Origin of the sequence: Microbulbifer sp., from assembly GCF_051659245.1 — a bacterium.
Classification (GTDB): Bacteria; Pseudomonadota; Gammaproteobacteria; order Pseudomonadales; family Cellvibrionaceae; genus Microbulbifer.
This window is the reverse complement of record NZ_JBOFOC010000203.1, coordinates 1-24734: the sequence shown is the minus strand read 5'-3', so window position 1 is coordinate 24734 and position 24734 is coordinate 1. Positions and strand designations below refer to the sequence as shown.

The window sequence follows — 24734 nt, the reverse complement described above, 5'->3', positions numbered from 1 at the left end:
GAATAGTCGTGGCACCGGGTTTCTGTGGGCCCGTCGCTGTGCTGCTTTGCGTGGCGTAGATGACAGGTTATTCTTTTACCAAACGATACATTTCCGAGGCCGCGAGCAGGAAAGCTCCGACACCAAAGTTAGCGGTGGAGTCTGCATCTACCACTTGGCCGGGAATAGCCCTTTCGCCAATTGGCTGAACGTAGCCGAGTTTTCCGTTTTTCTGGAGTGCTGTTTCGGTAAGGTACCCCCAGGACTTCAACACAAGGGGTAGATAAGTTTCCTTATCGAGATAGCCGTTATTTATGCCCCATAAGTATCCGTAGGTAAAAAATGCAGTGCCGCTGGTTTCGTAACCGGGTGCGTGTTCCGGATCGAGCAGGCTGCGCGTCCAGTAGCCACCGGGTTGCTGTGCGCCGGCCAGGGTAGCGGCCATTTTTTGATAAATGGCAATATATTCGTCGCGGTGTTTGTTATCTTTGGGTAGATCGGCCAGGACTTTCGCCAGGCCGGCAAATACCCAGCCGTCTCCCCGGGCCCAAAAGTCTTTGCGACCGTTTAAACTTTTATGCGCGGGGTAAACATATTTCGCGTCGCGAAAAAACAGGCCGGTTTCCTCATCGTACATAATGCTTTTGGCGTAGGTGAAGTATTCGTGTAATTTTTCCAGGTAGATTTCGTCGCCGGTCACTTGGTACAGTTTTGTCATTACCGGCATCACCATATAGAGGCCGTCGGCCCACCACCAGTAGTCAACCGCATCGGTGGCCATTTGATATTCCATGACTTCCAATGCGCGGGCGATTTTCTGTCTGTCGCCGGTAATTTGATAAAGATCAATATAGGTTTGAAAACAAATTTGCCAGTCGCCGAATAGAACATGTTCATCGGTTTCGCCGTAGCTGTATTGCCACTCCGCGCGGTTATCCGATTTGGCACCCATCCACTGATTGCGCTCACCCCAACGCAGGGAATAGTCAAGATAGGCTTGATTGCCACTGACGAAGTAGGCCTCCATGTTGCCGGTGTGGTAGGCCGCGTGCTCCCAGAATGCCCAACCGGGTTCCGGATTTTGGGTCTGCCAGTAATCATTGGTGCGGGTCAGCTGTTCCAACACTTCAGATGGACCGGGCAGGGACTGTATAGATTGATGGCTTCGCGTTGCACAACTGCTGGCGATAAAGAGAAGGGAGAGCACAGCGAGCAGGTTGCGAAGGGTATTTCTATTCATGTTGTTTCAGCTCTGGTGCCGATTTTTATGAGACAAACGATCAGTTGCCAACAATAAATCATATAAATAATATTGTAAAGGGTGCCAGTTATACAAAGAATTAGCCTAAATAATGGCCAAGATGAGGATGTTTTGGTCCGTAGAGCAATTTTGCTGAAACAGAATGCTGTTACAAGCGCGCAAGAATCAGGAAGAGTAGTTTAACGGATCCCGCCTGGAGCGCCTGCCTCGTCGGCCCAGTAGCGCCGGCATACCTCAATGAAATCCTGGGCTACCGGGCTCAAATCCCGGTCCTTGCGATAAAACAAACCCACCTGGCGTTCGATACGGGCGAAGTCGAATTCATTCAGCGCCCGGAAATGCTGGATGTGCGGCAACTGCCGCGTCACCTCCGTGCTGATGTAACCCACGGCCAGGCCCCGGTCGATAAGGTTCAGGCGCACGTTAAGGCTGCTGATCTGCCAGATCATGCGGAAGTTATCGCGCAGCTTTTCCTGGTAAGGCCGCTGGTCCGGTTCGTCCAGCGAGGACACCACCAGGGGGATGCGCTGCAGATCCTTGGCGGTCATCTCGGCGCGGTGGAGTGGGTGCTCGGGGCTGATCATCAGCAGGCGGTGTTCGTTGTACAGCGGAGCGGTACTGAAGCGGTCCATCCGTGTCTGGAAGGGGCCGAGCCCCAGCTCGACCTCGCCGCTCATCACCGCCTGCACGATGGCGCGGGATGGCTGCTCGACCAGCCGCAGCCTGGCTTCCGGCCAGCGGCCGATAAAGGTATGGATCAAATCCGCCCCGGCGAAGCGGTTGTTGGTGCTGTCGATGGCCACGCTCAACTGCTGGTCCAACCCGCGCGCCAGCCGCGACAGGTCTCCCAGCACCGCCTGCTCCTGCTGCAACTGGTCGTCCACGTAACGGTAGAGGCGGCGGCCGGCCTGGGTCAGGCGCACCGGTCGGTCGCGGATCAACAGCGGCTGGTTCAGCTTCACTTCCAATTGCTTGACGGCCTGGCTGACCGCCGACTGGGTGAGGTGGAGCTCCTGGGCCGCGGCGCGAAAGCCACCGGAGCGGGCCACGGAGTGGAAGATACGCATTTCACCGCTTTCCAGACGCATGATAAGCCCTACTAATCATTCGTTTATAAAGTTTAATTAGATTAACAGCGCTCTCACCTTTTTAATAGCGCCGTCACAAACACAGCGTGAGGAGATTGTCATGACCGAGGAAATCAACGCAGGTTTGGAAGGCGTTGTCGTAGGTGAGACGGAACTGTCCAACGTCGAAGGCGATATCGGCCGGCTGACCTATCGCGGCGAGCCCATCGAGGCACTGGTTGAGCGGGACTTTCCCGCCGTAATCAACTGGCTGATGACCGGTGAGTGGCTGGATGCGGAGCAGTGCCGGGAACTGGACCGCTGGCTGGCCGACGAATCCGAACTGAGCGCAGTCGAGGCCGGGGTGCTGGAACAACTGCCCCGCGACATCCACCCGATGGCGGTGCTGCAGGCCCTGGCGCCCATCGCCGACCTGACCCCGGCCCGACAACCGCCGGCTTGGCTGGACGGGCAGTGGGTGCCCGGCATGGTTCTGGCCGCTCGCATCAATGCCGCCGTTCGGGTATGGCACAACCTGAGCCAGAATGGCGACGTCTTCGCCGTACCCGCCGGCCTGGGTTTCCTGGAAAAACTGCTTTACGGCATCAACGGCACCGCGCCCGGTGAACAGGCCCTGCAGGCCATCAACACTACCCAGATCCTGCAGCTGGACCACAGCTTCAACGCCGGCACCTTCGCCGGACGGGTCATCGCCAGCACCGGCGCCAGCCTGTCCGCCAGCGTCGCCGGCAGCCTGGGGGCCCTGTCCGGTCCGCTTCACGGCGGTGCCGACGAAGCGGCGGTGATGATGGCGCGCGAGATCGGCAGCCCCGAAAAAGCCGACGGCTGGGTGCGCGACGCCCTGGCCAACAAGGTCAAGATCATGGGCATGGGGCACCGCGAATACAAACGCCTCGATCCCCGCGCCGCCATCCTCAAACCCATGGCCCGACAGTTCTGCGAAGGCACCGAATGGCAGACACTGATGGAAACCCTGGTGGCGGTGGAGGACACCTGCCAGGATGTCTTCAGTGCCAAGGGGAAGGAAATCCACGCGAACCTGGAATTCTACAAAGGTGCCGTCTACCTGGCGCTGGGCATTCCGGAGCGATACTTCACCTCCCTGTTCGCCTGCAGCCGGGCGTTCGGCTGGATCTCACACTTCCACGAGTTCAACAGGGACCCGCGACTGATCCGCCCGCGCGCGCTTTACGCCGGCCGTTGAGAGGGGTGTGCCGACGCAATGCCGACACTCCGATGGAATTTCGCCGGCGTCCCGCCGGCGTTATCAATCCCTATCCTGATGCCACCCTTGCAGGCCGAGTTGGATTACTTTTCCACCGGAAAGGTTTCTGGCCTGCGAAACACTCGAGCTTTTTTCTAATTCCAACGCCAAGCTAAACGGAGTCGTTTTCGGCGCTCTTATCAGAGATTTATTAAAGGGCACCTCTAAAAACCGCGAACCTGCTTTTGAGCGTAGGGTGCGCCGTGCGCACCAGCCGAGCATCGCCACGGTCTCCTGCCTTTTTCGGTGCGTACGGCGCACCCCACAGCATCAATTTTTAGAGGTTCCCTAAATATTTTCTGATTAAATAGGCAACCCCAATTGCCACTAATATGCCGAGAGAGTCTGCGATTAGATCTGCCAGGTCAAAAGTTCGAAATGGTATAAACACTTGACTGACTTCTTCACCCAGAACAAATAGCGCAACCAGAGCTCCACCATAATAGATATTTAGCCAGCCAACAGTAAATGAGCGAAATCGGGTGGCGACAACGACAGTCAAGGTAAGTGTACCAAAGAGGAAAAAATGGCCGATCTTGTCTCCGTGGGGAATTGACCTGACAAAGTCGAAAAACAGGCTGTCACTGCCACTATTGGCAAGGTAAATAATCCATAAAATAAATAGGAAAAAACTCGTAGCCATTGCAGTTGTTAATTTAGGCATAATTCTTTGCAAAACCCGGAAAATTCTTTGAGTCTTATCCCGCCCTGCGGTATACGTCGAGTTACCGCCGGGCCGGGCATGGGGCGGCGGCAGGCGGCCGCCCCGTTCGCCGTTTCTAAAGGGGGATCATCCGGCAGGGTCCGACGCGGGCTTGCCTGTGCTGCGTACCGAGAAGGCGTACCAGTCCAGTCTTCGGGTCACCAACATGACTGCCGCCAGGGCCGCGAACAACAGCAAAGCGCCCAACAACAATGCATAGTCTTCCGCCATCAGGATGCCGTAGATCAGCCCGAGCACCAGTAGCAGACTGCCGGCAAAGCCCCAGCCGGCCCGGGCCGAGCGCAGCACCGCCATCAAGTAGACGCCGATCAGACCGCAACAGGCCAATGCCGCCGACAGGTAGGCCAATACGAAGTCGATATGCTCGCTGAGGGCCACCAGCAGCAGGTAGAACATGGCCAGTGCCAGCCCAACCAGCAGGTACTGCATGGCGTGCAGGGGATAGCGGCGCAGCACCTCGAACAGGAAGAAGGCGGCGAAGGTGAGGCCGGCAATCAGAAAGCTGTATTTCAGGGCTCTTTCGCTGGATAACAGGCCGGTGACCGGCTGTACCAGCCGTACCCCCATGGCCTGGCCGGCGTCGTCGCAGGCCTGGCCGTTGCGGGCGCAATGGATGGCGCTGGCGGCGGCCAGGCTGTTGGTGCGCCAATGGCTGGTAAAGCCTTCCGCACTGATCTCCCGGTCCACCGGCAGCACCAGCCCTTCAAAGCTGGGATGGGGCCAGTCGGCGCGCAGCCCCAGGCGCGTCTCCTTGGCCAGGGGCAACAGCGCCAGGGAGTCGGTGCCGTTCAAATTGAGCCGCACCTTGACGGTAAAGGCGCCGGTCAGGTCCGCCGGCAACTGCACCGCTATCACGGAGTCTCCCAGCGCCTGCGGCAGTTGTTCGGTTTCCACCAGCGGCAGGGGCGTGTCGTTGACCAGAATCTGGGGCCGTTCCACCAGGCCTCGCAGGTCACTGATGCGCATGATCAGCAGGGCCGGCCGGGACGATACCACCTGCTCCGGCTCGTCCACTGCCTGCCAGTTGGCGGGGAACACCGCTTCCAGAGTGAGCAGGCTGCGATAGACCGGGGTGCCGTAGATGCCCCGGTAGCGCATTTCGGTCTGCAACTGGCCGTCCACGCTCAGAGTGTCGGGAATCTGGCTTTCCAGCACCGAGCGCTGCTCCACCGTCGCGCAGCGCTCCTGGCGCCGGCAGTCTCCACGTTCCACCAATTGTTCGCGCACCCGGGGCACTACCACCAGGGGGCCACTGAGGGTCTGTTCGCCGCTGACCTGCCGGGCGATCTGGTATTTCACCTGCCGGGCCTCGTTGCTGCGCTCGGCAACCTTGCCCTGGATCATCAACAGGGGCGCCACCAGCAACAGCATTAGGCCGGCGATGGTGAGCAGTTTTAAAAACAGTGTCTGACGCATGGGGTTCCTCTCCCTTCTTCTAACGGGTTGTTCGCGAGGTCCCAGCATGGCGGGTCGGTTTGGGGGTTTTATGGGGATTGTGTGGGGAAGTGGTGGATAGCTGGGAAAACCATTAAGGAATCGCTGAATAGATGCATTTCGCCACTCCGGCTTGCGCCGGAATGACGTTAATCAGAGGCCCTTAACCCGCCGGCAGAACCAGGCTGGCGCACACACCGTCACTGGTGTTTCCGACCGACAGGCGCCCCCCATGGAGAGCGGCGATTTCCCGCACCATGGCCAGGCCCAGGCCGGAGCTTTTTTCCCGGCCCGGGGCGGGCAGGGAATAGAAGCGTTCACTGACTCGCGCCAGCGCGTAATCCGGAATAGTCGGGCCCCGGTTGGTTACCGCTAGGCATTGTTCCCCGCCGGCATCAGTGACGGTGACACTCAAGGTAGAGCCCGGTTCGGCAAAACGCAGGGCATTGTCGAGCAGGTTGAACAGGGCCAATTGCAGGGTTTCCGGCTCCACCCACAGGGTTTCCTCCTGCGGCCCCTGTACGCTGAGGTTTTTTTCAGCGAGCAGTGGATAGCGGCTTTGCTGCCAGTCCGCCAGCAGGGGGGCCAAGGCCAGCCGCCGGCGGGCGGGCAGGCTTTCCAGCTTTTCCAGCCGGGCCATGGCCAGCAGCCGGTCGAGCAGTTCACTCAGGCGCTGGCTTTCATGGATCACGTTATCGGTGAAGCGGTGCATAGCAGGGTCCGTCACTTCCTCGGCGAGGATTTCCCCGGCACCACGAATTGCCGCCAGCGGGCTCTTCATTTCGTGGGTGAGCAGGCTGACGTTATCTTCCAGTCGCGCCCGCTCTTCCAGACGGCGGCGCATGGCGGTGACCGCTTCGGCCAGATCGCGGATTTCATCGCGGCCCCGCAAGCGCGGCGGCGCCGGTCGCTCGCCCTCCGCCACGGCCTGTGCATAGTGACGCAGCCGTTGCAGGCGGCGGGTCAGCCACCAGGCCAGCAACATCCCCACCAGCAAACAGGCGCCCAGCACCAGCCCCCCATAAAGGGTCAGTTGTCGTTCCGCCCGGTCCACAAAGGGCTGGATGGAGCGCCCCGGTTTACCCAGGCTTACCACCCCGATCAGGCTTCCTTCATGGCGGATCGGGGCGGCCACATACATCACCGAGGTGCCGGGATCGGCCGGATCGGTACGGGTGGTCCGCGCGCCGTAGCGGCCCTGAAGGGTCAGGTATACGTCGTTCCAGCGGGAAAAGTCCATGCCCTCGTCCCGCCCTCGGGAGTCGAATAACACCGTGCCGGTGGGGCCGGTGACATAGACGTGGGTATGGATGGCCGCCTTTTTCAGGCCCCAGATATCCGCATCCAGGTCGCGGTCGGCGTAACGGTTTAGGGCGGCGCGCAGCTCGGGTGTGATCACCACCTGGCCCTGTCGGGTATCGCTGGCGACGATTTCCGCCAGCAGGTTAGCGGCATCCACCAGGGTTTCCTCGGCGGATTGACGCACCAGCGGCTTGGCCTGGCCGAACACCAGATCCAGCACCAGCCAGCCCAACAGACCGAGAATGAAAAAGTAGAACAGCAGCAAGCGCTGGCCCAGCTTCACGGGGACTCCGTTTCCAGGTAGTAACCCAGGCCCCGGCGCGTGGCGATCAGGCTGTCACCCCCCAGGGGGCGCAACTTGGCGCGCAGGGTTTTGATGTGGCTATCCACGCTGCGCTCGAAGCTGTCTTCGTCGCTGTCGCAGACATCCAGCAACTGCGCCCGGCTGAACACCTGCCCGGGACGCTGCACCAGCGCCGCCAGGATGCGGAACTCGGAATGGGTCAATGCCAACGGCTGGCCGCGGAACAATATCCGCGCTCCGGTCTCGTCTAGCTCCCACGTTTTTTTGCCAGTGGGTGCCGACGGCGCGCCCTGCAGTCGCTTGAGGATGGCCCGGATCCGCGCCACCACTTCACGGGGACTGAACGGTTTGGTGACATAGTCGTCACCGCCCAGTTCCAGCCCGAGAATGCGGTCCACCTCGTCCTGGCGCGCGGTCAGGAACAGCACCGGCACCTCGCTGAAGCGCCGCAATTCCTTGAGCACTTCGAAGCCGTTCACATCCGGCAGTCCCACATCCAGGACCACCAGCGAAAAATTCTCCTGTCGCAGGGCGGCCAGCGCCTGCTCGGCCAGTGTCACATGGGCGACTTCAAAGTGCTCGCGTTCCAGGGCAAACATCAAGGGCTCGGCGATACGGGGTTCGTCGTCTACGATCAGGATTTCAGGCACGGGCTATATCTCGTCTGCAGGGGAAAAAGCGCTGGTAGGGTGCGCCGCGCGCACCGGAAAGCTGAGAGCCGCACTACGGGGTTCCTTGCATACGGCTCAAACTTCCCCAAGGCTTTTCAATCCGGCGGCTTGGCTCGGCAAGCAACTGGCGCACCACATTACGCCGCCGGTCGGCGCCTGGCAAGATACGCCCTGTGTTCCTCCGGCCTTTGGCCAAGGGATACTCCTCAATCCGGCTTGCGGAAGCACCGGGCGCCTACGGCGAGAGCAAGTTGTGCCGTTTGTAAAGGTTCCGGGCACCGGACTAGAATCAAGCGATGCTCAGGTGATGGAACCTGAATTGCCGGAAGGTAAAGCCTGTATTTCGCACTGGGCCGTTAGTGATGATATGCGCCAGCGCTTCTCTGAAGTGGATCTGCAAGCGCATTTTTCCGTATTCAGCAGTGTGAACCGACACGGTGACAAGACGATTATCAACGCGCAGAATTTTATTGAAGAGCGCTAAGGCGAGGATATTATGCACACAGGCGACAAAGCGGCCGTATTGGCTGCGCACAAAGGGTGGTTCGATGCATTGAACGCTTTGCTGGAAGGCGATCCGGAACCTTTTGCCGAGCTCTATTCCCATTCCGGTGATGTTTCCTACATGTCTGCCGGAGGTGGCCTTCGCGTTGGATGGGATGCAACGTGGAAGGACTGGCAGGCTCAGGCAGAGTTGACCCGGGGTGGTTATGTCGAGGATGTGGAAAACCACGTTATCGTACAGGGGGACATGGCGGTTGTACAATCCATGGAAAGGGGAGTCATAACCGATATCGAAGGTATAGGTATTGAGCAGGAAATCAGGGAAACTTCTGTATATCGGCGTGAAGATGGCAAGTGGAAAATGGTTGCCCACCACGCGGATGCCCTGCCCAGTTGGATTGAAGTCGCCGGCGTCGCCCGCAAAGCCTGGGTGTCGCCCGCAAAGCCTGACTGATCGGCCGACTCCTCCTTGCTCCTGATGTCCGCGGAGGCCGAGTAGAATTTATAGCCCGCACTTGGCGGGCATTGATGGCGCTGAGAATTTCCCGGAATCGCTATTCTCGTGGCCGTTATTGTTGCGAGGGCAGGTAGGCACCGGCCGCCGTTCACGGAATGCCGATGGCGTAGCAGACAGGGTAAGAACCTCCGTGATGTTTTGCCGGCGCACTAAAGCAGAAGGCTTAGCGCCCGCTCGGATGGCCAAATTAGTCGCTCCCATGTTTACGTTTTACGCTCCCAGGGTTCAACGTCTCCCTGGTACACTTCCATCAGTGGGTGGGCTTCGGGAGATTTCGTCTTTCGCCACATTTGGTACGTCTCGGGGCTTCGGGTGCGAAGCTTCTCCATCAGATGATGCCATTCGTACTCCAGCTGTCCGGATGTTACCGGAAGGGTGAGGTGCTTGCGAACGATCCGGAACTTGCTCCTATCGAAATTATAGCCACGCACCATCGCCTCAGAATAAATTCCGCTCAAATAGAGTGACATTGCTGTGAGAGGTGCGCGGTGGTTTCTGAATCGGTCGAGTTGCGGGTGGTTGCGGTATCCGCGAGTTTCGCCTCTGAGAACGGCTTGTGCCAAGAGGGCTTCCCGCCACAAGGCTACCAGCCCCTGCCGGTCCAGATATTTCGGATGCAATGACCACAGTCGCATAGCGGTGGGCTAGTGTAAGGTACTAATTGATCAGCGGGCCGCTAAGCGGCCAGATGCAAGGTGCATTTTCGCTGGCGTAGTTGTGTTCTACGTCAAGCAAAAGCAACGCCGCAGATGGCTGCTTAGCGGCCCGCCCGAAGGGAGCCTTGGCAATCGTTCGGGAAAACAACTCCGCTCCCATTTCAAAAGCATAAACAGCCGCAGCTGTTTATGCTCCTGATTCCTATTTGCGATAGTGGTCCAATACCATGCCCGCTTCGCCAATGCCATCCGAGACAAAGCGCGCGAGAATACGTGCGCCATTCTCCTGGAAATGTGTGCCGTCGACGGAGCCGTCAGAGCGCACAAAAAAGAAATCCTCTGGCGTTGGCGCCGGACAAATTGCCGTTAAATGGTCCACTGTTTTTCGATTCAAATCGATCAGGGGTATACCTTCGGCAGATGCGAGCTCCCGCATTGCTTGCGCCCACCGGCCGGTGCCGTTTCCACCAGTACAATACGCGGAATTTCTGGGGGTTGGCGTGACGAAGCCCAGGTTAATTCCTCGTGCACGGGCACCGCTTATGTATTGCGACAAGTAGGATTTAAAATCGGTATCCGGATCCAGATAGTAGGGAATAGTTTGTCCATTGATAGTATAGGTCGCGGTTCTGTGGCTATCATTGGTACCGAACTGTAACAACAAATAGTCGCCTGCGTTGGCCTCTGCCCAAATGGCATCGAGGCGTCCTTCGTCAATGAAACGACGTGCAGTACGCCCCCCAACTGCGTGGTTATAGACATTGACATTGGCGTTGTACTGTTCTGGCAACATTTGGCCCCAGCCCGCGATATCATTAGGGCTTGGAGTATCGGTATAACTAGAAACGATGGAATCGCCTGCCAGGAAAACATTTACCGGGGTCGAGGTATCAACTTTCAGGTGTTGGGCCAAAGGAATATTCAGATCGCGGAGGCCTTGCACCACGAGAGCAGCTATATCATAGGCTCCACTTGTGTCGAAATGGGTGTGATCGTTACAGAAGAACGCGCCGACCGCTCCGCCAGTACTTTCCGACACATCTCCACCACCCGGAATCGGGCAGAAACCCCGCTCGTTATACAGCTGAATACTGCGTTGGTGCAGGTCAATGACGGGTACACCAAGATTGGCACCTAAATTAATAGTTTCTGATAAAAATCCGCGTGTTGCCACAGCCGTGCTGCCAGAACAACGGATCGCTGATACCGGTGTGATAAATATCGGCGTTGCACCTCTTGCCCGAGCAGCTTCAGCCATCATTTGATAAGCCTGCATGAAAGCCTCCGAACCGACGTGCCGCGGACAGGTTCTGGAGCCATCATTAATGCCAAACTGGATGAATAAATAGTCACCGCTTTTCATGCCGGACAGCGTGGTTTGCCATCGGTTTTGCAGGATCGGATTCCCGCTGGAGTCGGTATTTAAAATACACTCCCCATCACTGCCAACACTGGATTGAACGTCGTAAAGCCAGGTGCGAACACTACGCCCACCGACTGCCAGGTTTCGCACGCTGACATTGTTGTTAAAGTAACTTGCAAAGTCGCGACCCCACCCGTGCGGGCAGGAGGACCCGCCATTCATCACGGTGGAATCGCCAGCCATCCAGAGGGTAATGGCGTCGCTGCCCCCACACTCAATGCCACTGACGTTGCCGTCTCCGGTGATGCTCAAGGAATCAATATTGCCAAGGCCATCGGCGGTGGTGGCTTGCAGACGGATCGTGTGGGTACCCTGTTCAAGCCACAGCTCAATCGCCTCGCTGTTTGCCCAGCTTGTCCAGCCATCGGTTACCGCAAACGCCACGCCGTAAAACTGCGCTTGGCCGTCAATCAGTAGATCGCCAGGGCGTCCATTCGCGCCACCATTGGCATAGCGCCACTGCAGACTGTAGGTGCCCGCCTGGCTGACCTCGATTTGCCAGTTGACCCCTTTGCCTGTGGCGTTGTCGGTGTTGGCAAAACCAGTGCCGGTAAAGCCGTCATTGTTGTTGTCGACCGAGCCGTCGACCTGGCAGAATCCGGTGGTGTTTTCCTCAATTACGATTTCCGTACCTTGGCTGTTCTCTACTGTCAGCGAAAAGTCTTGCGTGCTTTGGGCGCCGCAGCTGTTGGTGTAGGTCGCCGTGGCGGTGCAGGAAGAGTCGGGGGATACCGTCTGCTCCCGCGACGAACCTGAGGTGCCGCAGCCGTTCCAACTCCAGGAGCCCGAAGTCGGATGCGGGCCAAGTCGCACGCTACCGCCGGCGGAGATGCTTGCGCTGGCCGTTTGCTGCCAGCTGCCGCCATCCACACTCATGTAAGGCGTTATCACCGTTGGGGCGCATCCGCCGCTCGAGGACGAACTGCTCGAACTCGACGAACTGGAACCCGTCCCCCCGTCGCCTCTAACCGTCACGCTCGCCGCCGATACGTTGCCCGGTGTCGCGGTGAATCCAAAGGAAGTCGAACCGCCCGGTGCGATCTCGGTGTTCCAGCCTGCCGGTCCAATCGCGAAGTGCCCATCGTCGCTGGATTGCACCTCGCCGTTCCAGATGCTGTCGATTGCAATGGGCATGTCGAACTCGGCTGTCCAGTTCGACAGCGTGGTGGAGCCGTCGTTGGTAACAGTGACCTCGGCCTGGAAGCCCGAGCTCCAGTCGTTGGTGATGGTCATGGAACCCTGGGCGCCGTATACCGTCTGCCACGCAAGGCATAGAAGTATTACAGCCAAGCTTCGCTTTATGTCTATCATGATAAATTCTCCACTAGTGGGCCATGGGCCCGGTTGGCTTCGCTTAAGTTCACGTTATGGATTGCGCAAGTAGTCAGTGATACCAATATTTTGTTGGCGAATTTCACTAACAATCACTTGCGCAAAGTAACTGCTTACCCCTGTAGGAGTGGCGGGTCGGCCATCCGACATGCCGCTCCTACAGGGTGGCTCGCTTAAGTCAATGCAGGTTTCCTATGGGTAAGTAGTTACTGCGCAAACAGCTCCGCTCCAATTTCATTAGAGTGGGCCCTATCGTTCCAGATAGGGATAATGCCTGTAAAACACAGGTGAGAAGGGGAATAAGATAAACAAGATGGGAGATACTGCCCGCTGATTTGTGACAGATATCACTTACCCAATACGACTGTGGAATGTGGATATTTGGCGGCCGTCCTCTCATGCGGAGGCCGCGGCTTGGTTTCCTTGTCATCGCTATCAACCGTCACTTTTTATATTTTATATTCTCACCCCGCCTCGCAGTGGAGGCAGAAGCAAAAGCTGTTATTAATCATATAAATTATAGAGCATTTTCAGCGATAAGGGCACAATACTGTCGTCCAACTTTGAGCCGGAGCGAATATTTTTACCAGGTTTGTACGTAGGTGGCGCAATCTTTACTTGACAGGCCTGGCTGCGCGGCAAAAATCGCCTGTTGGGGAGAGGCAAGTGAAGTCGATGAACTATGATAGCTGTGATCGTCAGACCTTGTTTGACCGATAAATAAGTATTGGGGCGCCATGGAGGGGGCTCTCATGCATACAGATGACAAAGCGGCTGTGCTGGCTGCACATAAGGCTTGGTTCCTTGCTTTGAACGCTATGTTGGAGGGTGATCCGGAACCTTTCGCCGAAGTCTATTCCCACGCCAATGATGTTTCCTACATGTCTGCCGAAGGCGGTTTACGCGTTGGCTGGGACGAAACCTGGAGGGACTGGCAGGCTCAGGCAGAGTTGACCCGAGGCGGTTACGTTGAGGGTGTAGAAAACCACGTCATCATCGAGGGGGACATGGCGGTTGTACAATCCCTGGAGAGAGGCGTCCTAACCGATCCCGAAGGTGTCGGTATTGAGCAGGAAATCAGGGAGACTTCTGTATTTCGGCGCGAGGATGGCGAGTGGAAGATGATCGTCCACCATGCCGATGTCTTGCCCGGCTGGATTCAAGTCGCCGGTACCGCCCGCCACGCCTGATTGGCAGGTCGGCCCCGCTAACCTCCCCGGAGGACCGAGTAGAATTTATAGCCCGTGCATGGCGGGTGTAGCCACGTGATAGTGCTGAGAATTTTCCAGAATCGATATTCTCTGCCGTCCTCGTTGCGAGGGCAGGTGGGCGCCGGGCCGGGCTTTGAATTGCGGCACGGTCTGGTTTTCCCGCCACTCACCTTGTTTATCCCAAACGTAACTGCCTACCCCGACAGTCCCCTCTCCCCCTTGGGGGAGAGGGTTAGGGAGAGGGGGAGCCGGTCAGCGCCCCCTCCACCGGCCCCTCCCCCGCAGTGGGAGAGGGGAGGGTAGCTACTCCCAAACCACGATTTCCACCGGAAACGCCTCGGTGCGGGTCATGGCATTGATCATGACGACGATCACTTCGCCGACACCGTCCACTTTCGGGTTCCAGACGAAGACGCCGACACTGCCGTACCACGCCGCGAGTGCGTCGGACTGCAGGTGCAGATTGGGGTTGTGACCGACGTTTCCAGGATTAATCGACATACCTTAACCCTATTTTTTTCGTAAACACTCATGCTTAGTGCATTTAATGCTCCGCTGGTGAGACGATGAAGCCGGAGGCGGTTGGCGCGACTCGGTGTGATTTTATAGTGGTCCGCTTGGGTTCAGTGAAAAAATGAATAGGCCAAACCAAACGTTAGCAATGAGGACGTTCAGTTGAATTGCCCCTCTTGCAAATGCTGGCATGTTGTCCGAGTAGTAAATGTACCAGACTACTACCAGTTCGGCGCACACCCAAAGGATAGACATGAAAAGAAAGGCTTTCCATTGGTCATACCCTGGCTCAAATACCACGATTAAAGAAAATGCTATAACTGGCAGCACACAAATGACTGAATAGAAAATAACCGTAATAACTTTGCGCCACCGCTTGGTTTCCGTGGAGAACAAGCCTTCTTTCATTTTATGGAGCGTAGTTTCCAACTGTGTCTTCATCTTCATGCCTCATGCCAGCAATCACGGGTCACCTGGATCATCACCGGTGGCCTGACTAATTTATCCGCGAGTTAGTTGACAGCGAGTTAGTTGACAGCCATGTTCAGTCGTCAATTGGTTCAGCCCGCAGTTGCTCACGTCGTTCAAGGCCATCCTTCATGGCTTTAAGCGCTTCAGGGATGTGCCCTTGCCAATCCGGGATCTTGCAGTTGTTTGCAAGCTCATGATCTTCACCGTCGTATAGCTTCTTAGGGAGTGACTGGCCATGCTCCGCTCACCAGCCACTCGCACATTGGCTATGAAATAGATTCCGTGTCTTCGTCGGATTAGAGCCAATGTTTTTCTTTTGCTACATATAGGCCGCTATCAGGGTGGGTTATGGTATCTGCCTTGCGAAGGAGTGAATATAAGTCGTCGATTCTATACATTGCACATAGAGACTGGATTCTTTCTGTTGTTTCTGTTGTTAGCTCTGACATCTCATAACACGCTGGATTAATAGAGTTTATCCTTTCAATGTCAGACAAACCACAGTTGGCTTCTGGGTCATAAGAGAGAGTGTACGGTTTTCGATTAATGCTAAAAATCTTCACTATATTTATACAATGAAAGCTGTCTTCACTGAATCTTGTACCCTTGCCATTTAGACTGGAATCGGGAGTGACAGTAATGTGTTTTGCATGTAATTTGACTTGGCCGTATTCCTTCCAAGCTCCAATTATATCATCTGGTGTGATTAATCCTGATGTTATTTTTTTGGGAATATGCGTTGTTCCATTATTGCCATATATAATCCTTCGCCACCAGTTTTCGTTGTATAATGGTTTATCAGCAAGTAAGAATTTATTGGTCACAAAGTGACAATCCACGGCACCTTGTTTTTTGGAGAATGACTTGAATTTTTTGATCACATCTTCATGCTGCTTAAAAGATAGAGTACTTATGCTCCGTCTAAATTTGAACTTGGTGTTCATTCTATTGGCTCGGCCAGAGCTGAAATTGGTTATCATTCTGCTAGGGATGCGCATACTTAATTCCTTTTTGGTGAGCGATCGAATAATTAAAATGGCCACTTGTTAAGTTAAATATAGCCACCAACTTGATTTGGTTGTACTGTTAAAATACCATTATTTCCTCCTTAAATTAAAAAGTGTACTCAACACTCTGCGCTCTAGCAAACCGAAACGCAGTGGGTACTTCAGGAGGGGAACTCTAGGAAGGGGAACTCTAGGAAGGGGAACTCTAGGACACCCAGCGAAACTCTAGGACACCCAGCGAAACTCTAGGACACCCAGCGAAACTCTAGGGACACCCAGCGAAACTCTAGAGGACACCCAGCAAGCAAAGAGCTTTTCGCGCCACTTCTATTGCATCATATCGTCATTTGCGCAAAATACTGGTTATACATCCAGGCTCATGAGCCAGCAGAAAATGACCGTGCCACGCAAAGCTCTTATCTGCCCAGACACCACACCCTACTACCACTGCGTCTCCCGCTGTGTGCGCCGTGCCTTCCTGTGTGGGCGGGATGAGCGTACAGGACAGAGCTTCGAGCATCGCCGCCAGTGGATTGAGGACCGGTTGCTGGCACTGGCCCAGGTGTTCGCCCTGGATGTCTGCGGATATGCGGTGATGAGCAACCACTACCATGTTGTGCTGCATATCGATCGACAGCGGGCAGCAGGCTGGGATTTGCGCGAGCTGACTGAGCGCTGGCACCAGCTGTGCAAGGGTTCTGTGCTCTCCCAACGCTTTGTTCGCGGTGAAGCCCTGAATTCGGCAGAATTGGCCCGGCTTGCGGAAGTTGCGGAGACCTGGCGCTCAAGGCTTGCGGATGTCAGCTGGTTTATGCGCATGATGAATGAGTCCATTGCTCGGGAGGCCAACCGGGAGGACCAGTGCACCGGCCGTTTCTGGGAAGGCCGTTTCAAGTCCCAGGCGTTGCTGGACGAGCGGGCGCTGGTGGCTTGTCTGGCCTATGTGGACCTGAACCCGATTCGTGCGCAAATGGCGGAGACTCCGGAGGAATCCGCGCATACCTCGGTCAAGCGGCGCATCGCAGCCGCCAAGCAAGGTGAGCAACCACAGTCACTCTTCCCTTTCGCCGGTAATCCGCGAGAGCCCATGCCCGAGGGCATACCCCTGCGGCTCGAGGACTACCTGGCGCTGGTAGACTGGACCGGACGCGCTCTTCGCGAGGACAAACATGGAGCCATTTCCGACCGCCTACCGCCCATCCTGGAGCGGTTGCAAATCGACCCGAGAAACTGGCTCTACCTGAGCCGGAACTTCGAAAGCCGCTTTAGGTCTCTGGTTGGCTCCGCCCAATCGATACGCTCCGCCTGCGAACAGCTCGGTAAACACTGGGCACAGGGAGTTCGCGAGTGTGAGCGATTTTTCTCTCCGTCGCCCACCTCCTGATTCTTTGCCTTCCTTTTAAAGAGTACCGGCGCAGCTCAACTGCGAGGGGTTCTTTGGCCTTAAAGCGGCTGACAGGGGCTCACATCTACCTCATTTTGCCAATAAGCAGCCGCTAACGTTCGAAAGATTTTTCAATCCTAAACATCATCGGTATACCTTCCGATTTTTCTATTTACGGCTGTCCTTTTTACTTTTTTACTTCTTATTACTTCTTATTGCTGAATACTACTTAAAGCACTTTCTACTCTTGGCCTCCTTGAGCATATGAATACCCTTATACCTAGCTCTGAGCTGACCAGCTCTAGGGTTTTTATTGGTAATAATGCGTTCAGTTCGTGCAAAATCCAATAGCACGACATCTTTCTCAATTCTAGATGGGTGTTTTCGACGTGCTGTTTGGAAACGGCGATTCCACACATTAACTTCGGTGCCGAATTTCTCAACAAACAATTTCTTGATGATGGGACTATAAATTTCTTGATCTTTAGGGCCAGTTTTATCTGCAATAAAAATATCAGTAACGAACTCATTCGCTGTGTAGCGCTTTTTCGATGCCATAGCCTCCCAGAACGGCGTAGATAGACAAAAGCCATAATCCACACATAAATCACCTAGTAATTCTTGGAGCTCATCATACATATGGAGTTTATTCATTGTGTAAATTTAACGTAAAAATCACGGGCTAGCGTCAGCGAATTTTGAACACCCTCTCAGAGAAGTCCCGTGGATTACCTGTTAGCTATTTTCATAAGTACTACAAAAATCGGTAAGCTCTTTTGCATAACCCGCTGTTTTACTGTCAGGGTGATCTAGATAATCCTTGTACACATCACAGCCCTCAAACGCTGCCGCACCTGTTTCTGGCTCAAATCTCCAAGTGTGAGCGCAAATGCTTATAAAACACAATAATTCCCGAATTAAAGGTGCACCTATGGTTTCAAACGAATATACATCTTCATTTTTAATTATGTGTATAACACAACGTACAACGCTCGCAGTACAAGAGTATACGGTTCCTTGATGGTAAGCGGAGCTATATAGAAAGCCATTTACCGCATCATCTCGATCATCCTCATCACCACTAACAAGATTAGCTAATTCTTTTGGTGCATCTATTGCCGGCCCGTAAGCATGCTCTAAATTTTGCCAGTCAATAGAATCAATTAGGCTTGTATCCACACCAGTCCTTCCCTTATCGCTAACTTTTATATAGTGATCACAAAGGCCAATATCTCTTGCCTCATATCTCAATTGGTACTTTTAGGCAAGAATGCTTCGAAAGCCTCATCCGGTCAAGCCTGAAGATAAAGTGGTACGTTTGTTCACTTTGGTGAAAACGTTTATCGAGGCTCATATCCCCCTTTTTTGCATAGCAGCTAACCTGTTGTTTCTACGAGACCTTCAGTCGATTTTAGCTTGCAGGCAGAGATATCGGCCTCGATGATCACTTTTCCAGGGAAGTGGGGAGGCGCGAGGAAGGAAAGGGGCGTATTTGCCCTGTGCCAGATGATCAAAAAGTGGCCGGAAATCTTCCGGCCACTTTTTGAGGTTGGTATCAGTAAGTTAAGCGCTGGCTGCCAGCATCTGGGGCTCGAGTTCTTTCTGCACTGCCTCGTCGGCTACCGAGGAACGAATCAGATAGTCAAAAGCCCCCAGCGCCGCCGTAGCCCCAGCACCCATGGAGATAACAATCTGCTTGTAAGGCACAGTGGTGGCATCACCGGCAGCGTAGACGCCGGGGAGGGAGGTGGCGCCGCGCTCGTCGATCAGGATCTCGCCTATGCGGTTGAGTTCCACTTCGCTTTCCTTGAGCCATTCGGTGTTGGGCACCAGGCCTATCTGGACGAATACGCCAGCCAGTTCCAGTTGTTTGCTTTCACCGGTTTCCCGGTCGGTGTAAGCGAGACCATTCACCTTGTTGCCGTCGCCGACTATTTCCGTCGTCTGGGCGTTGGTGATGATATCCAGGTTGTCCATTGATCTGGCCTTGCGCACCAGTACGTCGTCGGCGCGCAGGGTGTCGGCGAATTCCAGTACGGTGACGTGCTTGACGATGCCCGCCAGGTCGATGGCTGCTTCGATACCGGAGTTGCCGCCGCCGATCACCGCCACGTGTTTGCCTTTGAAGAAGGGGCCGTCGCAGTGGGGACAATAGGCTACGCCCTTGGTGCGGTACTTTTCTTCTCCGGGCACGCCCAGTTGTCTCCAGCGGGCGCCGGTGGCGAGGACTACGGAGCGGCTGGAGAGGGTGGCGCCGCTCTGCAGTTCCAGTTCCACCAGTTGTTTGCGCGTCAGGTTGGCGGCGCGCTGGTCGGTGATGATGTCCACGCCGTATTCCTTGACGTGCTGTTCCAGGCTGGCGGCGAGTTTGGGGCCTTCGGTGTAGGGCACGGAGATAAAGTTCTCGATACCTACGGTCTCCATCACCTGGCCGCCGAAGCGCTCGGCCACCAGGCCGGTGCGAATGCCTTTGCGCGCGGCGTAGATGGCCGCGGCGGCGCCGGCGGGGCCGCCGCCGACCACCAGCAGGTCGTAGGGTTCCTTTTCATTCAATTCGGCGACCTTGCGCTCGGCGGCGCCGGTGTCCAGTTTGCCGATGATTTCCTCCAGGGTCATGCGGCCCTGGGCGAAGTGTTCGCCGTTCAGGTAGACCGAGGGTACCGCCATTACCTGGCGCTGTTCCACTTCGTTCTGGAAGAGGGCGCCGTCGATCATTTCGTGGGTGATGTTCGGGTTCAAAGTCGCCATCAGGTTCAGGGCCTGGACCACGTCCGGGCAGTTCTGGCAGGACAGCGAGATGTAGGTTTCGAAATGGTATTCGCCCTGGAGATTGCGGATTTGTTCCAGCTGTTCCGGGTCGGCCTTGGAGGGGTGGCCGCCGGCCTGGAGCAGGGCGAGTACCAGGGAGGTGAATTCGTGGCCCAGGGGAATGCCGGCGAAGCTGACTCGCGGTTGTTCGCCCGCGGGGGCTACGGCCATGCTGGGTGTGCGCTTGCCGCTGCCGCTATTGAGGGCGATTTTGCTGGAGAGGCCGGTGATTTCTTCGGCCAGGGTTTGCAGCTCCGTGGATTTGGGGCTGCTGTTGCCGGACACACTGATTTCAATCGGATTGACGATATTTTGCAGGTAGGTGTCCAGTTGCTGTTTCAGGGTTGCATCCAACATCGGTGTGTCCTGTGGTTCTTTGGGGTTAAAAAGGGCCCGCTTGGGGGCGGGCCAAATGGGGATGGTGGTCCCAATTCACGGTTTCAGTTGGCGGGCCTTTCGGCTCGGTTGCCGAGCTGGAGCTCGGCGTTCCCAGGGGCGGCCCGCTTGCGGAGCTGGAGCTCCGCGGTCCCGGGGGTGGAGCGGGCCTTTGGCCCGGTTGCCGAGCTGGAGCTCGGCGTTCCCAGGGGCGGCCCGTTTGCGGAGCTGGAGCTCCGCGGTCCCGGGGGGCTTAGATTTTGCCGACCAGGTCGAGGGACGGGGCGAGGGTTGCTTCGCCTTCTTTCCATTTGGCCGGGCAGACTTCGCCGGGGTGGGCGGCGACGTATTGGGCGGCTTTGATCTTGCGCAGCAGTTCGCTGGCGTCGCGGCCGATACCGCCGGCGGTGATCTCGACGATCTGGATCTTGCCGTCGGGGTCGATCACGAAGGTGCCGCGGTCGGCGATGCCTTCTTCCTCGATCATCACCCCGAAGTTACGGCTGATGGTGCCGGTGGGGTCGCCGATCATCGGGTAATGGATCTTGCCGATGGTGTCGGAGGAGTCGTGCCACGCTTTGTGGGTGAAGTGGGTGTCGGTGGATACGGAGTAGATCTCCACGCCCATCTTCTTGAACTCGGCGTAGTTGTCCGCCAGGTCGCCCAACTCGGTGGGGCACACGAAGGTGAAGTCCGCCGGGTAGAAGAAGACCACGGACCACTTGCCTTTCAAGTCGGCGTCGCAGAGTTCGATAAACTCGCCGTTCAGGTAAGCTTTGGCCTGGAAGGGCTTGAGTTCGGTGTTGATGTAGTGAGACATGATTGCTCCTCGTTGACTGTCTTGGGTTCAGAAGTTGTCTTGGACGAGAGATATACTATGGGTTGATAGTCATTGATAAAAATAATCTATTTCAATAGGTCTAATAGTCCCGCCTGATCACTGACTGGTTATTCATAGCCAGGGGTCATGGATTGCTTTGCGCCAAACCTTTCCGGATACTCGGCTGCTATGGCCGGGGAGCCGGTTCCCGGGACAATAAAGAGAAGAGGGGAGAGGGATGCGGCTGATTCGGCTGTTGAAGAACGACCTGGCCCGGGAGACCGCCGACTGGGTGGCGGAGGGGATTGTCAGCCGCGAGCAGGCGGAGCGGATTTGCACCCGCTACGGCGCGGACTTCGAGCAGACGCAGGGGCGCTCCCTGGGCTACAGCGTACTGACGGGCCTGGGCTATCTGTTTATCGGTCTGGCGCTGATCACCCTGATCGGCGCCAACTGGGAGGAGATTCCCCGCGCCCTGCGCATGTGGGGGCTGATCGCGATTACGGTGGCCACCCAGGGATTGGCGTTGCGGCGCTATCTGTCGGGAGACGAAAGCGGTGCCACGGGGATCTTCCTGCTGGGCAATCTCTTCTTCGGTGCCTCTATTATCCTGATCGCGCAGATCTACCACCTGGGCGAGCATATGCCGGACGGGGTCTTCTGGTGGGCCCTGGGCTGCCTGCCCTTTGCGGTGCTGCTGCGCAATCCCTGGCTGGCGCTGCAGGCCGGTGTGCTGGCTTTGGTGTGGTTTTTCCTGGAAGTTTCCCTCGGTTTTTACCCGACGCTCTTCCCTCTATTTATTGCCGCGTTCCTGTGGGTGCTGTGGCGCGGGCGGGAGAGCATTCTGCTGTTGTTGCTGGTGGTGGCCGGTATCGGTTTCTGGACGGAGTATTCGCTGGCGGCCTGGTGGCGGGATTCGGGCCATTTCGAATTCCGCGCGGAAAACCTGGCGGTGGGCGTGGCCCTGTTTATCGCTCTCTACGCCCTCGGCCACTGGCTGGCCGCGCGCACCTCGGCGGTGGCTCGGGACTACGGCGCGGTGCTGTCGATCTGGAGCCTGCGTTTCGGGTTGGTGTTGATGCTGGTGTTGAGTTTTGCCGGCCCCTGGGAGGAACTGATCGAGGCGGAGTGGCGCTACTGGCTGCCGATGACGGCAGCGTCGGCCCTGCTCGCCGCCATCGCGCTGGTATTCGCCGCCGGGGGAGGGCGCTTGCGGGCCACCGCGGGGCTGCTGGCTTTCTATTTTCTCTCGCTGCTGATGGCGATTCTGCTGGGCAATGAGGAGCACGCGGTTTACTTTCAGCTGGTTTACAACGTCGCGCTGATCGGCATGGGTATCTGGCTGATTGTGCGGGGGATTCACAGCGGTATTTCCCATTACTTTTTTCTCGGCGTGACCGCGATACTGCTGACCGCGCTGATGCGCTATATCGACCTGATCGGCGACTATATCGGTGGTGCGGCGGTCTTTCTGCTGTTCGCGGTATTGCTGCTGGCGGCGGCCAGGTATTGGCGAAGGTTCCATTCGCGGGAGGGCGCGGTATGAAGAAGAAAATAGTGATCGGCCTGATCGCCGCCATTGCCTTTCAGTTTGTCATCCTCACCGGCATGTATGTGAGCGCGCAGATGCCGCTGTGGACGGGCACCGAAGTAAAACTGAAAACCGTGCCCGTGGACCCGCGTTCCCTGTTCCGCGGCAATTACGCCCGGTTGGAATATACAATTTCCCGGGTGGATGCGAGCCTGTTTCCTCCCGGCAAAAGGCTGCGCAACGGCGAGGTGGTCTATGTGTCCCTGGAGCCGGGAAAAAACGATCTGTACGAACTTTCCGGAGTGAGCCTGCAAAAGCCGCAATCCGGGCTGTTCCTGCGCGGCCGCGTGGCCGACCGCTGGTTCGAAGGACCGGGGGGATCGGTGCGGATCAAATACGGTATCGAGGCTTTGTTTGCCCCCAAGGAAAAGGCCCTGGCGTTGGAGAAGGAACTGGTCGATGGCGGGGTGGCGGTGGTGAAGGTGTCGGGTGGCGGAAAGGCGCGGTTGCAGGGTGTTGTCGCTCAGTGAGCGCTGGCGACCGCGGTGTAGATTTTCACCGCGGATTGGCTTCTCATCACGGCAGCGGAGCGAAACCAGAGCCAATGGGCGGTTGGCGCGAATGTTTTTTTGACATGCGGTCATGTCAATAATGCCGTGCTGACACGGTGCCCACCTGTTTACCGCGCTGGGGGATCGCTTTGAAGTCTGTGCCGATAGGGGAGGGGGCGAGGAGTGTCGCTTTGTTGTGCTGGAAGCAGACTGAGCCGGGGATAAATGCATATCGTCATACCGGCGCAGGCTCGTCTATTGCCTGTGTAGGAGCGGCCGCTGGCCGCGATCAATCCTCACTACGTAGCACCGCCCGATCGCGGCCAACGGCCGCTCCTACAAAATGGGCAAAGGCGTGCCCATCATTAATTTCCGGCAGACAAGGTCTCGGGACCGCGGAACTCCTTGGCAAACTTCGACTGCACATGGTCGAAAACCGGCCTAAATCGGTAGATTGATCGAGCACTGTCAAATGAGGGCAAAGATAACCAGCCCAAAAGTGGCCGCAGTAAATATAAAGGCAAGCGCAGCCAACAATCCATCTTGGGCGACCAGTGCCAGACCAAAAGCTGTCAGTGCCAGCCCTCCGGCGGTTGCCGAAAAGGGCACCACCTCCATAATCGGTAGCGCCAGGGCGATAACGACACAGATTGTCGCGATAACATAGGTGCCTGTGCGCTGTACCAATAATCTCAGGCGGGGGCGCAGCCAGCGGTCAATAACCCGTGCGGGAGGTCGTAGCCAATGCAATGCCTTGATCAGTTTGGTCTTGGATATGGATCGGTGGAGTAACCACTGTGGCATCCAGAAGTATTTGCGCCCCAGCAGCAGCTGAACGGCAACCAATAGCACCAAAATAGCCATGGTGGTGGGAACCCCCGGAATACCGCTGAGGGGCGAAAACAGAATAATACCTACCAGCAGCAGCAAAGGAGCGAAAGAACGCTGCCCGATTGCCCTGATCACCATATCCAGGGATACCCGCTTGCGGTGCCGGGCGGTCTTGGCGATATGGTCGAGCAACTGCTGCAGGCTGGTGAATTCATACGGCATGGCAGAATTTTCTACGCAGTAAAGGGTTGCGGCCGTTGCAGAATCTATCCCGGAAAAGTGACTAGCGGCCCCCGCGAGGGAGCCGTCCGCTACAGTTATTTGGAGTATGGAGGTTGGCGGGCAAAACGGGAAGGCCGGAGTCCAGCGGAATCAACGGGCCCTGGATTCCGGCCTTCGCCGGGATGGCGATATTCAGAGGTTCCCTAGGTCCTTACTTTGATACCGATTTTTTCCGGCGTGACCCGTACCTCCGCGCCGCACCAGGAGGATGCCTCCGCCTTCAGAGTGTAATCGCCGGTCTGGGAAATTGTCAGGGTGCGGGTGTGGTCGGCTTTCCGTTGCCGATTGAAACCGGCAGAATCTGCAGGGGACAGTATCCAACGTATATTGTCCGCCACTTCTTTCTCGGTGGGGGCGCTGGCAGCCGAGCAGCAACAAAAGCGGAACGAGAATGGTGAAAGGGCGGATCACAATGGTATTCCGTCAATCACAAAGACTCCGGTCCGAATGGCACTAAGTTAAGCCCCGAGGTAACTACTCACCCGTAGGGA

Annotated in this window: 23 protein-coding genes; 7 read left to right on the top strand and 16 right to left on the bottom strand. The window is 56.5% G+C overall.

Features of this window, described 5'->3' with window-relative positions; translation table 11 throughout:
- Nucleotides 1–67 precede the first annotated feature (67 nt).
- Nucleotides 68–1219, bottom strand: a complete 1152-nt coding sequence (locus ACRC0P_RS18960; protein WP_438632872.1) for a glycoside hydrolase family 88/105 protein — start codon at nucleotides 1217–1219, stop codon at nucleotides 68–70.
- A gap of 200 nt (nucleotides 1220–1419) precedes the next feature.
- Nucleotides 1420–2328: a LysR family transcriptional regulator gene (locus ACRC0P_RS18955; protein WP_438632871.1), complete on the bottom strand. Its 909-nt coding sequence runs from the start codon at nucleotides 2326–2328 to the stop codon at nucleotides 1420–1422.
- A gap of 100 nt (nucleotides 2329–2428) precedes the next feature.
- Here ACRC0P_RS18955 and ACRC0P_RS18950 point away from each other — a divergent pair, with 100 nt between their 5' ends.
- The gene (locus tag ACRC0P_RS18950) at nucleotides 2429–3532 is read left to right on the top strand and encodes a citrate/2-methylcitrate synthase (RefSeq protein ID WP_438632870.1); all 1104 of its coding nucleotides are present in this window, start codon (nucleotides 2429–2431) and stop codon (nucleotides 3530–3532) included.
- A gap of 337 nt (nucleotides 3533–3869) precedes the next feature.
- Here the strand turns inward: ACRC0P_RS18950 and ACRC0P_RS18945 are convergent, their stop codons facing one another.
- From ACRC0P_RS18945 to creB, 4 genes are all read right to left on the bottom strand, one after another.
- Nucleotides 3870–4256: a VanZ family protein gene (locus tag ACRC0P_RS18945; RefSeq protein ID WP_438632869.1), complete on the bottom strand. Its 387-nt coding sequence runs from the start codon at nucleotides 4254–4256 to the stop codon at nucleotides 3870–3872.
- Nucleotides 4257–4382: 126 nt separating this feature from the next.
- Nucleotides 4383–5732 carry a cell envelope integrity protein CreD gene (gene creD, locus ACRC0P_RS18940; RefSeq protein ID WP_438632868.1) on the bottom strand — a complete coding sequence of 450 codons (1350 nt, stop codon included), beginning with the start codon at nucleotides 5730–5732 and terminating at the stop codon, nucleotides 4383–4385.
- Between the two features lie 181 nt (nucleotides 5733–5913).
- Nucleotides 5914–7335, bottom strand: coding sequence for a two-component system sensor histidine kinase CreC (gene creC / locus ACRC0P_RS18935; protein ID WP_438632867.1), 1422 nt, complete (start codon nucleotides 7333–7335; stop codon nucleotides 5914–5916).
- A complete protein-coding gene (gene creB / locus ACRC0P_RS18930) occupies nucleotides 7332–8006 on the bottom strand; it encodes a two-component system response regulator CreB (RefSeq protein WP_438632866.1) in 675 nt (224 codons plus the stop codon). Before creB ends, creC begins: the two co-directional genes overlap by 4 nt.
- Nucleotides 8007–8091: 85 nt before the next feature.
- Here creB and ACRC0P_RS18925 point away from each other — a divergent pair, with 85 nt between their 5' ends.
- Nucleotides 8092–8511, top strand: a complete 420-nt coding sequence (locus ACRC0P_RS18925) for a hypothetical protein (protein ID WP_438632865.1) — start codon at nucleotides 8092–8094, stop codon at nucleotides 8509–8511.
- Nucleotides 8512–8523: 12 nt separating this feature from the next.
- On the top strand, nucleotides 8524–8985 hold the full coding sequence (locus tag ACRC0P_RS18920) for a YybH family protein (protein ID WP_438632864.1): 462 nt from the start codon (nucleotides 8524–8526) through the stop codon (nucleotides 8983–8985).
- 266 nt (nucleotides 8986–9251) lie between these two features.
- Here the strand turns inward: ACRC0P_RS18920 and ACRC0P_RS18915 are convergent, their stop codons facing one another.
- Nucleotides 9252–9683: a pyrimidine dimer DNA glycosylase/endonuclease V gene (locus tag ACRC0P_RS18915; RefSeq protein WP_438632863.1), complete on the bottom strand. Its 432-nt coding sequence runs from the start codon at nucleotides 9681–9683 to the stop codon at nucleotides 9252–9254.
- Nucleotides 9684–9906: 223 nt separating this feature from the next.
- Nucleotides 9907–12360, bottom strand: coding sequence for a GDSL-type esterase/lipase family protein (locus ACRC0P_RS18910; protein ID WP_438632862.1), 2454 nt, complete (start codon nucleotides 12358–12360; stop codon nucleotides 9907–9909).
- Nucleotides 12361–13211: 851 nt separating this feature from the next.
- On the opposite strand from ACRC0P_RS18910, the gene ACRC0P_RS18905 reads away from it, so the two are divergent.
- Nucleotides 13212–13649: a YybH family protein gene (locus ACRC0P_RS18905; protein ID WP_438632861.1), complete on the top strand. Its 438-nt coding sequence runs from the start codon at nucleotides 13212–13214 to the stop codon at nucleotides 13647–13649.
- A 324-nt stretch (nucleotides 13650–13973) separates the two neighbouring features.
- Here ACRC0P_RS18905 and ACRC0P_RS18900 read toward each other — a convergent pair whose 3' ends face one another.
- The 3 genes from ACRC0P_RS18900 to ACRC0P_RS18890 all read right to left on the bottom strand — a co-directional run bounded on the left by ACRC0P_RS18900 (nucleotide 13974) and on the right by ACRC0P_RS18890 (nucleotide 15598).
- Nucleotides 13974–14171 (bottom strand): hypothetical protein, encoded by a 198-nt coding sequence (locus ACRC0P_RS18900; protein WP_438632860.1) that lies wholly within the window; start codon nucleotides 14169–14171, stop codon nucleotides 13974–13976.
- 102 nt (nucleotides 14172–14273) lie between these two features.
- The gene (locus ACRC0P_RS18895) at nucleotides 14274–14624 is read right to left on the bottom strand and encodes a hypothetical protein (protein WP_438632859.1); all 351 of its coding nucleotides are present in this window, start codon (nucleotides 14622–14624) and stop codon (nucleotides 14274–14276) included.
- 326 nt (nucleotides 14625–14950) lie between these two features.
- On the bottom strand, nucleotides 14951–15598 hold the full coding sequence (locus ACRC0P_RS18890; RefSeq protein WP_438632858.1) for a hypothetical protein: 648 nt from the start codon (nucleotides 15596–15598) through the stop codon (nucleotides 14951–14953).
- 457 nt (nucleotides 15599–16055) lie between these two features.
- Here ACRC0P_RS18890 and ACRC0P_RS18885 point away from each other — a divergent pair, with 457 nt between their 5' ends.
- Complete coding sequence (locus tag ACRC0P_RS18885) at nucleotides 16056–17045, top strand: transposase (RefSeq protein ID WP_438632857.1); 990 nt, start codon at nucleotides 16056–16058, stop codon at nucleotides 17043–17045.
- Between the two features lie 225 nt (nucleotides 17046–17270).
- Here ACRC0P_RS18885 and ACRC0P_RS18880 read toward each other — a convergent pair whose 3' ends face one another.
- The 4 genes from ACRC0P_RS18880 to ahpC all read right to left on the bottom strand — a co-directional run bounded on the left by ACRC0P_RS18880 (nucleotide 17271) and on the right by ahpC (nucleotide 21048).
- The gene (locus tag ACRC0P_RS18880) at nucleotides 17271–17684 is read right to left on the bottom strand and encodes a hypothetical protein (RefSeq protein WP_438632856.1); all 414 of its coding nucleotides are present in this window, start codon (nucleotides 17682–17684) and stop codon (nucleotides 17271–17273) included.
- Nucleotides 17685–17780: 96 nt separating this feature from the next.
- Nucleotides 17781–18224 carry a hypothetical protein gene (locus tag ACRC0P_RS18875; RefSeq protein WP_438632855.1) on the bottom strand — a complete coding sequence of 148 codons (444 nt, stop codon included), beginning with the start codon at nucleotides 18222–18224 and terminating at the stop codon, nucleotides 17781–17783.
- A gap of 384 nt (nucleotides 18225–18608) precedes the next feature.
- Entirely contained in the window at nucleotides 18609–20210 is a 1602-nt protein-coding gene (gene ahpF, locus ACRC0P_RS18870; RefSeq protein ID WP_438632854.1) for an alkyl hydroperoxide reductase subunit F, read from the bottom strand.
- Between the two features lie 271 nt (nucleotides 20211–20481).
- Nucleotides 20482–21048, bottom strand: coding sequence for an alkyl hydroperoxide reductase subunit C (gene ahpC / locus ACRC0P_RS18865; protein ID WP_438632853.1), 567 nt, complete (start codon nucleotides 21046–21048; stop codon nucleotides 20482–20484).
- A gap of 238 nt (nucleotides 21049–21286) precedes the next feature.
- On the opposite strand from ahpC, the gene ACRC0P_RS18860 reads away from it, so the two are divergent.
- Both ACRC0P_RS18860 and ACRC0P_RS18855 read left to right on the top strand, forming a co-directional pair.
- On the top strand, nucleotides 21287–22594 hold the full coding sequence (locus tag ACRC0P_RS18860) for a DUF2157 domain-containing protein (protein ID WP_438632852.1): 1308 nt from the start codon (nucleotides 21287–21289) through the stop codon (nucleotides 22592–22594).
- Nucleotides 22591–23109: a GDYXXLXY domain-containing protein gene (locus tag ACRC0P_RS18855; RefSeq protein WP_438632851.1), complete on the top strand. Its 519-nt coding sequence runs from the start codon at nucleotides 22591–22593 to the stop codon at nucleotides 23107–23109. The genes ACRC0P_RS18860 and ACRC0P_RS18855 overlap by 4 nt, the downstream gene beginning before the upstream one ends.
- A gap of 489 nt (nucleotides 23110–23598) precedes the next feature.
- Here ACRC0P_RS18855 and ACRC0P_RS18850 read toward each other — a convergent pair whose 3' ends face one another.
- Nucleotides 23599–24183, bottom strand: a complete 585-nt coding sequence (locus ACRC0P_RS18850; RefSeq protein WP_438632850.1) for an exopolysaccharide biosynthesis protein — start codon at nucleotides 24181–24183, stop codon at nucleotides 23599–23601.
- Between the last annotated feature and the right edge of the window lie 551 nt (nucleotides 24184–24734).